Here is a 3,986-nt window from a genome sequence, read left to right as displayed (position 1 = left end):
GCGGGCGTTCACGCTGGCGCATGCGGTGGTGGCCCGCTGGTGGGAGCAGGCCCTGGCCTGGGAGCAGGAGAAGATCTGGCCGCGCCGTCTGCACCAGTTGGCGGGCGGCGACGCGGGATCACGGTTTGAGTGGTGGCGGATCGTGGGCCGGGACGCGGCGATCTTTCCGGAGGTGGTGGCCGTCGCGGACGCTTTGCTGGAGCCGGCCATGGCCGAAGTGGCCTGGCAGGCGAGCGGCGGGATGAAGCCTCGGGCGCGCAGGGCCGACGATGCGTTCTGTCACCGGCTGGGCGAGCGGGTGGGCCGCACCTGGCTGGGGCCCGAACTTGCGGGCAACCACGGCAGCCCGCTGAACGGCTGGACGGGCGCGATCGTGCGCGCCCGCCGCCACGCGGCGGGGCCGCCGGGCTGGCAGGAGGATCCGTGGCACCTGAAGCGGGAACAGCAGAGCGCCACGATGGCCGGCCAGCTGCGCGTCATGGCGGCAGAAGCCCAGTCGGGCGGCTCGGGCACCCGGTGGCGGGCCACCGTTCCTGCCGAACAACGGTTCCGCATCACGCAGTTGGTCGACGAGGCGTGCGAACAGCTGGTGGAGCTGCGCGGCGTGCAGAGCGGCACCACCGCCGAGGTGGCCCGCACTCTGCTGGAGCACCTCAGTCGCGGTGCCGATCTGATCGACCAGGCCCTCGTCCATACGGCCGCTGCAGCCGTTGCCGCCGGGGTGGCGCTTGAGGATGTGGCCCAGTGGTGCCGCCTGCCCGCCGAGGACCTTGCCGCGGTGCTCGCCCTCGGTGAGGGCGAGGACTGACACAGCGGTCTGCAAGGGGGCGTAAAAGCGCGGGACTCTGCACTGACACCGGTGCCCCAGGCTCCGCATCCTGGGTGCCGCGTGCAGCCCAACATCCGGCGGTTGCACCGGTGTTGCGGTTACCGGCCGGTTCTCCTGCGCGGCAGGTCAGGCATGGCGTTGTGTGGAGTACGTGATCATCGACAGCAGCCAGGAGGCCGCCTCGTCCGCGGTGCCCGGGGCCGGGTGCCGCATCCCCGAGCCGCACCGTGCGGGTGGTGCTGTGCGTCGCGGAGAAGCTGCGGCTGTAGAGGCCGGCCTGATCGATGTGCGCTTTCGAGACCCTCTGGGGCGCGCACACCAGCTCCCGTGGCTTGAGGCCGCTCAGGACGTCGTCTTCGAGGACGGTCCGGCGATACGTCCGTTTCCCGTCCGTCCCGGGCGGCGTGTGGCTCCGGGCTGGTGGTGGTCGTCGACCAACGGGCGGCTGGTGGCGTACGGGTCCGGTGTCATGCGGACCCAGCTGATGCTGCTGGACCGGGATCCGGCGGTGGTGGCGCTGGCCTGCCGGCCGGTGGAGCTGGTGTGGCGTGAGGACAGCAGGGTCGTCGCTCATGCGCCGCAGCTGATGGCCAGGCTCGAAGACGGCAGCGGCCTGTTGCTCGACTGCGCCGGACGCAGCGGGCCCTCTGCCCGGCTGGCAGCGCGGGCACGGGTGGTGGCGGCTGCCGCCGACGCGGCGGGCTGGTCCTACCGGCTGGCGGGGCCGCCGGATCCGGTGCTGGAGGCCAATGTCCGGTGGCTGGCGGGCTACCGGCATCCCCGGTACGCCGCAGGGCCGTGGACGCCGGCTCTGCGGGAGGCCTTCGCCAGTCCACGGCCGCTGGTGGAGGCCGTAGAGGGGCTGGGGGATCCGATCGCCGTGTGGCCTGCCGTCTTTCACGCGCTGTGGAGCGGTGTGCTGCGGGTGCGGCTGGATGAACCGCTGCACGAGCGCGTTGTCGTCTGCCTCGCACGGCAGGAGGCCGAAGCGGCGTGACGCAGGCGGTCATCGAGGTCGGGGCGCGCCTTCGCTACGACGGACGCGCGTGGACGCTCGCCGTGCTGGAGGGCGCCCGGGCCACGCTGGTGAGTGACGAGGGCGCCTCGGCGGTGGTGCTGCTGCCCTACCTGTTCGCCGATCCGTCCTTCGAGGTGGAAGGCGGACCGCCGCCGGGGAGGGTGCCGCCGTTCGGTCTGCTGGAGGCGCTGCCGGAACAGGTGCGGGAGCGGGCTCTGGCGTGGCAGCGGCATGTGCGGGAGGTGGAGACCGGCTTTCCTGACGCCATCGGGCAGGGCGCCCCGCGTGAGCAGTTCGATCCGGCGACACGGAGCCTGGCGCAGCGGGAGCAGGCGAAGGCCGAGGAGTTGACGGCGGCAGGCTGGGCGGCGAGTGCGGCGACGGTGCGCCGGATGCGGGCGCGCTACCGCAGCGAGGGCGTGTGGGGGCTGGTCGACGGCCGGGCAGCGCGGGAGCGGTCCGCGGTGGGGCGGGCCGATGAGCGGGTGGTCGCGGCAGTCAGGACAGTGCTGGAGGGCCAGCGGGAGCGGTCGACGGGCACGCTGGTGCGGCTGCGCCGCCGGGTGGGGTGGCTGCTGGAGGAGGAGTACGGCCCTGGGGTGGTGGCGCTGCCTCCGGCGTCGACGTTCAACCGGCTGGTGCACGCGGTGGCCGACGGCCAGGGCCTTTTGGGGACAGCCGCACAGCGGCGCTGGCATGTGTCGCGGCCGGCACCTCCTTTCACGCCGACGGTGGCACTGCGCCCGGGTGAGCTGGTGATGCTGGACAGCACGCCGCTGGATGTCCTGGCGGTCCTGGACAACGGTGTGAGCGGCCGTCTTGAACTGTGCCTCGCGCTGGACGTGGCCACCCGCAGCATCTGCGCCGCGGTGCTGCGTCCGGTGGGCACGACGTCGGTGGACGCGGCGATGCTGCTGGCGCAGATGGTGGTGCCGGCGGCGATGCGGCCGGGCTGGGATACGGCGCTGTCCATGCAGCGCTCCGTCATCCCGTACGAGCGGCTGGTGGCGTTGGACGCGCGGCTGGAGCAGGCGGCCGCCCGGCCCGTGATCATGCCGGAGACGGTGATCGTGGACCAGGGCCGGGTGTACGTGTCGGCGTCGTTCGTCTCGGCCTGCGAGAGCCTGGGGATCTCGGTGCAGCCGGTGCCGCCGGCGAACGGCCCGGCGAAGGGAAACGTGGAGCGGACCTTCCGCGCGATTGCCGACGGGTTCAGCCAGTACCTGCCCGGCCATACTGGCTCGGACGTCTCCCAGCGCGGCACGGCGGCGGAGCAGGACGCCTGCTGGAGCCTGACGCAGCTTCAGGAGCTTCTGGACGAGTGGGTCATCTGCGGGTGGCAGGAACGCCGGCACGAAGCGCTGCGGCACCCGATGATGCCGCGCATCGCCGTCTGCCCGAACGAGATGTGGGCGGCTTTGGTGGCCGTGACCGGGCATGTACCGGTGCCCCTGTCCGCCGACGACTACGTCGAGCTGCTGCCCCTGCGCTGGCAGGCCGTCAACGACTACGGCATCCGCTTCGGCTACCGCACCTACGACCACCCCGGCCTGAACCCCTACCGGCGCCGCCGCTCACCGCGGGCGGACAAGAACGGACGGTGGGAGGTCCACCACAACCCTTACGACCCGAACCGGGTGTGGGTGCGCCTGCCCGAAGGATGGCTCGAGGTGCCATGGGTCCACGCGGGGGCGGTCAGGCGCCCGTTCACCGCGTTCACCTTCGACCACGTCCGCCGCACCGTCCAGCGCCGGCACGGCCGTGAAGACCACGAGGCGGCGATCGCCCAGGCACTCGATGCGCTGCTGCGCCGTGCCAGCCAGGGACTGGGCAGCAAGCGCGAGCGGACGGTAGCCGCCCGGGCCCAGGCGGCCGCGCAGATGACCGACCCCTCCCCTGCCACCACCCCGCAGCAGCGGCCTGCACCCCTCGCGCCGGGGGCCTCCTTCGGGCTGCCCGGCTCCTTCACCCTCCCACTTGACGATGACGGCGGCTGGGAGCCCGACGACAGCCTGGACGACCTCGAGGACAACCAGGACGACGAGGACTACCTTCTCGCCGCCCTCGCCGACGGCCCAGACACCGCGGCAGCCCCCGCCGATGAGGCCGAAGCCTCCGGGCCGACAGACGAAACGGCTT

The 3,986-nt window shown here is 72.8% G+C and carries 3 protein-coding genes; all 3 read left to right on the top strand.

From position 1 onward, the window contains the following. Window positions 1–808 (top strand): hypothetical protein (locus tag H293_RS0148725; protein WP_028808882.1); only part of this gene is annotated, 808 nt, incomplete at its 5' end. A gap of 163 nt (window positions 809–971) precedes the next feature. After that, a complete protein-coding gene (locus H293_RS0148715) occupies window positions 972–1,826 on the top strand; it encodes a TnsA-like heteromeric transposase endonuclease subunit (RefSeq protein ID WP_310591970.1) in 855 nt (284 codons plus the stop codon). After that, window positions 1,823–3,986: DDE-type integrase/transposase/recombinase (locus tag H293_RS0148710; protein WP_020124994.1), on the top strand; the 2,164-nt coding region annotated here is incomplete at its 3' end. The genes H293_RS0148715 and H293_RS0148710, both read left to right, overlap by 4 nt.

Origin of the sequence: Streptomyces canus 299MFChir4.1, from assembly GCF_000383615.1 — a bacterium.
GTDB classification, from domain to species: Bacteria; Actinomycetota; Actinomycetes; order Streptomycetales; family Streptomycetaceae; genus Streptomyces; species Streptomyces canus_C.
This window is presented reverse-complemented; position numbering and strand designations above follow the sequence as displayed.